A 6,390-nucleotide genomic window follows, 5' to 3' on the forward strand; every position below is an offset into this window, starting at 1 on the left:
ATCATGATTTGCTATTTTAGAACGTGTATTCTTAGTTTAATTGCACTTTGATTATTTTTATTTGCAGTTTTGAAATTTTTATTTGTAGTTATCAGAATTTTAATTGTAGATTTGTGATTTTTAATTTTACTTTTGCCAAATTTAATTGTAGTTTCTATATTTTTATTTGCACTTCGACCTTTATTTGCAGTCACTACTCTCTTTTTTGCACTTCGATCTTTATTTGCACCCCGGGAACCTTTATTTACACCCCTACCCATAATAAGAAAAAAACTCGCAAACATCTAAGTTTACGAGTTTCAAATTTTACTTATTTAACAACTTAACCTTCTCAACTAGAAAGTTTAAGATAACATGTGCTGCGATTCTGCTTGTCATGTCACGGAAATCGATTGTTGGGTCAAGCTCAACAATATCCATTCCTCTAACTTTTGGATGTGATGCTAGATAACAGATGCCATCTAATAGAGTTTGACTGTCCATTCCACCAGGTCCAATTGCAGGGCAACCAGGAGCAAAGGCTTGGTCTAGTACATCCATATCTAGGCTAATGTAAATTGCATCTACTTTGTCTACTAAATGATTGATGCTCTCTTTAATAACTTTTGAGATTCCTAATTCGCGAACATCGCGCATTGAATAGATTGTTACTCCGTTATTCACACCGAATTCAGTGTATGGAGCACTATTTGAGAAATTTCTGATTCCAATTTGAACTAAGTATTCACCTTTTAGAATGCCTTCGTCAATCAAGCTACGAAAAGGTGTACCGTTTGAACGTCCACCATCTTCAGTATTTCTTAAGTCATGATGAGCATCAAATTGGATTACTCCTACTGTTCCTCGTTCTTTTGCAAAAGCTGAAATGCTTGGAAAGCTAATTCCGTGATCGCCACCTAAAATGATTGGCATCGTTTCTTTGTATTGGCCTAGCAATTCAGAGATTGTCGATTTAATACGATTTCTAGACTCTTCAAAATCAGTCACATGCATCGTAATATCACCAAAATCAGTTATCATGTAATCTTTTAAATCAATTTGGTCTTCAATATGATAAGTACTGTAGCTACTTAGCATTTTTCGAATTGAAGCAGGTGCGAAGCTTGCGCCTGAATGACTAATTGAAGTTTTAGATAATGGTACACCGATAATTGAGAAATTTGATGCTTCTGTTCCATTCCATGTAGAGATGATTTCATTTGCTTTTGTTACCTTTGAATCAATGAAAATTGCATCTCCTGCTTTTTTAAGATGTGATAGCGACATCGTGTTCACCCCTACTTACTACTAATTTACCATTCTTAAATACTGATTCTACATGATTTACACCAAAATGGTAAGGTACATAAGTATAGTTTGGTACATTCCAAATAACGACATCTGCCCTACGACCAATTTTTAGTTTACCAGCTTGGTCTCCACGATTAATTGCGTAAGATGAGTTAATCGTTACGGCATTCCAAATTTCTTCAGGCGTCATTTTTAGTTTAAGCATTGCGATTGTCATGATTAATTGTAAATTTTCAGTTGGGCAGCTTCCTGGGTTAAAATCAGTTGCTAATGAAACTGCTACGTTATTTTCAATCATCGCTCTTGCAGGTGCAAATTCAGGTTTATTTAAATAGAAAGTAGTTCCCGGTAAAATGACACCAATTGTGTTGCTCTTACCAAGCATTTCTACACCTTTTTCAGATGCTCCACATAAATGATCAGCAGAAATAGCGCCAATTTCAGCTGCCATTTCAGTGCCACCTAGAGGATCTATTTCATCTGCATGAATTTTGACATTAAAGCCTTGTTCTTTTGCTTTTAATAAAAACTCTCTTGATTGTTCAACTGAAAATACACCTGTTTCAGCGAATACATCTACAAATTCAGCAAGTTCTTCTTCTTTAATAAGATCTAATAAAGAAAGCATTTTTTCTAAGAAAGCTCCTTCATTTCCTTTATACTCCTTTGGTACTGCATGCGCACCTAAGAAGGTTGAAACTAAATCAATATCATGCTCGGCTTGTAATTCTTTAGTAACTCGAAGTTGTTTTAATTCAGTTTCTTCATCAAGTCCATAACCACTTTTTGCTTCAACCGTTGTTACACCGAATGAAAGCATTCTGTTTAAGTGATGAATCGTTTTCTTTTTTAAATCATCATGAGAAGCTAATTTAGTTTGACCTACAGTAGAATGGATCCCGCCGCCCATTTCTAATATTTCTAAATAAGAAGCACCTTGTAACTTCAAACTAACTTCATGCTCACGTGATCCTCCAAAGACCACGTGAGTATGAGGGTCAACTAATCCTGGTGTGACTAGTTTTCCTTGGCAATCAATTACTTCTTTTGCATCAATTTTCTGTTCGTTCATTTGTCCGATATAAATAATTTGCCCATCTTTCCATGCAATTTCTGCATTTTCTAGAACAGGTAGATTACTCATGTCTTTTCCATGAATTGGACCATCACCATGATCCATCGTTAATAATTGACCAATATTTGTTAATAGAATATCTGCTTTCAATTCTAACACCTACTTCATCATTGGGATGTTTACGCCTTTTGCTTTCGCAGTTTCAACAGCTAAATCATAACCTGCATCAACGTGACGAACTACACCCATTCCTGGATCTGAAGTTAATACTCTTTCGATACGTTTTGCTGCTGCATCAGTACCGTCAGCAACAATTACCATACCAGCATGTAAAGAGTAACCCATACCTACTCCACCACCGTGGTGTACACTTACCCAGCTTGCGCCATTTACACCATTAATAAGTGCATTTAGGATTGGCCAGTCAGCTACTGCATCACTACCATCTTTCATGCTTTCTGTTTCACGATTTGGAGATGCTACTGATCCACAATCTAAGTGGTCACGACCGATTACGATTGGAGCTTTTAATTCGCCATTTTTCACCATCTCGTTAATGATTTTACCGAATTTAGCACGCTCACCGTAGCCTAACCAACAAATACGTGATGGTAAACCTTGGAATGCAACCTTTTCACGAGCCATACGAATCCAGTTACATAAATGCTCGTTATCAGCAAACTCACGTAAGATTACTTCGTCTGTTTTGTAAATATCTTCTGGATCACCAGAAAGTGCTACCCAACGGAAAGGACCTTTACCTTCACAGAATAATGGACGAATAAATGCAGGTACGAAACCAGGGAAATCAAATGCATTTTTAACGCCTTCATCTAATGCAACTTGACGAATGTTATTACCGTAATCAAATGCGATCGCACCACGTTGTTGCATGGCTAATATTGCTTCAACATGAACTGCCATACTATGTTTTGCACGTTTAATTACTTCATCTGGATTTTCTACACGAAGTTTCTTTCCTTCTTCCATTGTCATTCCGATTGGTAAATAACCATTTAATGGATCATGTGCCGAAGTTTGGTCAGTAATTAAATCTGGTACAAAATTACGTTCAACTAATTGAGGTAAAATTTCAGCCGCGTTACCTACTAAGCCGATTGCTAAAGCTCTTCCTTCGTTTTTAGCTTCAGTAGCAAGTTGTAAAGCTTCCTCTAAATCGTGAGTTAATACATCACAATATCTAGTGTCAATACGACGTTGGATTCTAGTTTCATCTACATCAATACCGATTACAACTCCACCATTCATTGTTACAGCTAAAGGTTGAGCTCCACCCATACCACCAAGACCTGCAGTAATTGTAATTGTCCCTTTTAAGCTTCCACCGAAATGTTGTTTAGCAGCTTCACCAAATGTTTCATAAGTACCTTGTAGGATTCCTTGTGTACCGATATAAATCCAGCTACCAGCAGTCATTTGACCGTACATCATTAAGCCTTTTTCATCTAATTCACGGAAGTGTTCCCAAGTTGCCCATTTTGGAACTAAGTTTGAGTTTGCTAATAAAACTCGTGGTGCATCTTCGTGTGATTTAAAAACTGCAACTGGTTTACCTGATTGAACTAATAATGTTTCATCGCTCTCTAATTTCTTTAATGATTCAATAATTGCATCAAAGCTTTCCCAGTTTCTTGCTGCTTTACCGATTCCACCGTATACAACTAAATCTTCTGGTCTTTCTGCTACTTCTTCGTCTAAGTTGTTTAATAACATACGAAGTGCTGCTTCTTGAATCCAACCTTTAGTGTTTAATTCAGTACCTCTTGGCGCTTTTAAAGATCCTTTTGTGATTTCCATTTTAATTCCACCTCTTCTTATATTTGTGTTTGTTTTGTATAGTTTTTTGCTATGAAATTTTCTTTTAAATAAGTTGTTAATTTTTCAATGTCTTTTGAGAATACGCGATCTCTAGTAATTGATGGAACAGTTTTACGAGCATCTTCCATAAACTTTCTAGTTGTTTCAGACATTTTTTCAATTCCTTTATATTCAACACCTTGCATTGCACAAATACATTCGATTGCTAAAACTCTTCTTGCGTTTTGTAGAATTTGGTATGCATGACGTGCACCGATTGTACCCATACTTACATGATCTTCTTGGTTTGCTGAAGAAGGAATTGAGTCAACACTTGCTGGATGTGCTAATGTTTTATTTTCAGAAACTAAAGCAGCTGCAACATATTGCATAATCATTGCACCAGATTGTAATCCTGGTTCTGGACTTAAAAATGGTGGTAAATCATTTAATTGTGGGTTAACTAAACGCTCAATACGTCTTTCTGAAATATTCGCTAACTCAGCAACACCTAATTTAAAGAAGTCCATTGCAAATGCGATTGGTTGACCATGGAAATTCCCACCAGAGAATACATCATCACCGAATAATAATGGATTATCAGTAGCCGCATTCATTTCGATTTCTAATTTTTCTTTTGCATAGTTCAGAACTTGCCAGCTTGCTCCATGAACTTGAGGGATACATCTTAATGTATAAGCATCTTGAACTCGGATTTCACCTTGTTTAGTCGTTAATTGGCTTGTTGCTAAAATATTGCGGTAACGTTCAGCTACTTCAATTTGTTCTTTATATCCACGAGCAATATGAATTCTTTCATCAAAAACATCTGTAATACCATTTAATGCTTCAAATGTAATAGAAGAAATTAATTCACTTTGATAAGCTAATTCTTCACCTTCAAGATAAGTAAGAATCCCCATTGCTGTCATTGCTTGAGTACCATTAATTAAAGCTAAACCTTCTTTAGCTTCTAGCGTAATTGGTAAAATTCCTTCTTTTGCTAAAGCTTCTGCTGTTTCCATACGTTTTCCTTTATAGAAAACTTCACCTTCACCAAGTAAAACTAGCGCTAAGTGAGATAAAGGAGCTAAATCTCCGCTTGCACCTAATGATCCTTGAGATGGGATAACCGGGTGAATTTGAGCATTAATTAATGAAAGTAATTTTTCAACAACTACTAAACGCACACCAGAGTGACCTTTTAACATTGTATTTGCACGAAGTACTAACATCGCTCTTGAAACTAATTCAGGGAACGGTTCACCAACACCACATGCATGTGAAGCGATTAAGTTATATTGAAGTGTTGAAACATTTTCTTTTTCAATTAATACATCACTAAATTTTCCAAAACCAGTTGTGATACCATAAACAACTTTGCCATTATTTACGATTTCTTCAACCTTTTCTCTACATGCTTTTACCGCAACTAAGCTCTCTTCACCTGCTTTTACATAAGCCTTATCGAATAAAATACTTTTCATTTGTTCCATTGTTAAGCTATTACCAGTTAAAGTTACCATTAAAAACACCTCCGAATTTTGTCAAAAAAACACAGAAAGAGGCTATGAGACGTAAATAGTAACTTACGAATCATAGCCCCCTATCATCTAATAAACTATGGGCGATTATATGTGATTAATGCCGAGTCCTGCTGATTCATGCTCCGATCCTTTAATTGGAGCACCAATCGTTCCGTATAGTGCAACTGCTATCCAGTCACCCTCGTTCACGTTTTTATAAGGCTTTCCTCTAACAACAGCAAATCTAAGTCCTACTGTTCTAAGAACATCACCTAATTGAACATGCCCTCTTGTAACGCCTTGAATTGCTTCAAGTGTTGCATGATATAATGAATGAACTTCTCTATAAAGAGCTCCATTGATTACACCATTTTGTTTGGCAGCGGTTTCAATCGCAGCAACGACCTTTTGAGCATCCATTGTACCGACCTTACCTACACACCATACAAGGTTTTCATTTTTCATTAATTCTTCTTCATAATCGGTCAAAGCAAGCATCATAGCTGTTCGACCAATTCGTTGACTTTGCTCTGCCATATCGCTAATACCTCTTACTTACTTTCTCTAATAAACTAGTATCTGATTACATTATATGCCAACAATTAGTAAACTTCAATATTTTCAGATTATTATTTTTAAAAAATATTTTTTTATTAAAACTCGTTGTAATATTCAAAATAT

Annotated in this window: 5 protein-coding genes; all 5 read right to left on the reverse strand. The window is 35.9% G+C overall.

The annotated features are described in order from the left end of the window. Positions 1-306 precede the first annotated feature (306 nt). The 5 genes from hutG to hutP all read right to left on the reverse strand — a co-directional run bounded on the left by hutG (position 307) and on the right by hutP (position 6,246). Positions 307-1,266, reverse strand: a complete 960-nt coding sequence (gene hutG / locus CN514_RS20165; RefSeq protein WP_098234120.1) for a formimidoylglutamase — start codon at positions 1,264-1,266, stop codon at positions 307-309. After that, the gene (gene hutI, locus CN514_RS20170) at positions 1,247-2,470 is read right to left on the reverse strand and encodes an imidazolonepropionase (protein ID WP_098234123.1); all 1,224 of its coding nucleotides are present in this window, start codon (positions 2,468-2,470) and stop codon (positions 1,247-1,249) included. The genes hutG and hutI overlap by 20 nt, the downstream gene beginning before the upstream one ends. Positions 2,471-2,524: 54 nt before the next feature. After that, the gene (gene hutU, locus CN514_RS20175; protein ID WP_088011744.1) at positions 2,525-4,183 is read right to left on the reverse strand and encodes a urocanate hydratase; all 1,659 of its coding nucleotides are present in this window, start codon (positions 4,181-4,183) and stop codon (positions 2,525-2,527) included. Between the two features lie 17 nt (positions 4,184-4,200). Beyond that, entirely contained in the window at positions 4,201-5,709 is a 1,509-nt protein-coding gene (gene hutH / locus CN514_RS20180; protein WP_098234121.1) for a histidine ammonia-lyase, read from the reverse strand. Positions 5,710-5,814: 105 nt separating this feature from the next. Beyond that, on the reverse strand, positions 5,815-6,246 hold the full coding sequence (gene hutP / locus CN514_RS20185) for a histidine utilization transcription antiterminator HutP (RefSeq protein WP_098234122.1): 432 nt from the start codon (positions 6,244-6,246) through the stop codon (positions 5,815-5,817). Between the last annotated feature and the right edge of the window lie 144 nt (positions 6,247-6,390).

This window comes from Bacillus sp. AFS001701, from assembly GCF_002559405.1.
GTDB lineage: Bacteria > Bacillota > Bacilli > Bacillales > Bacillaceae_G > Gottfriedia.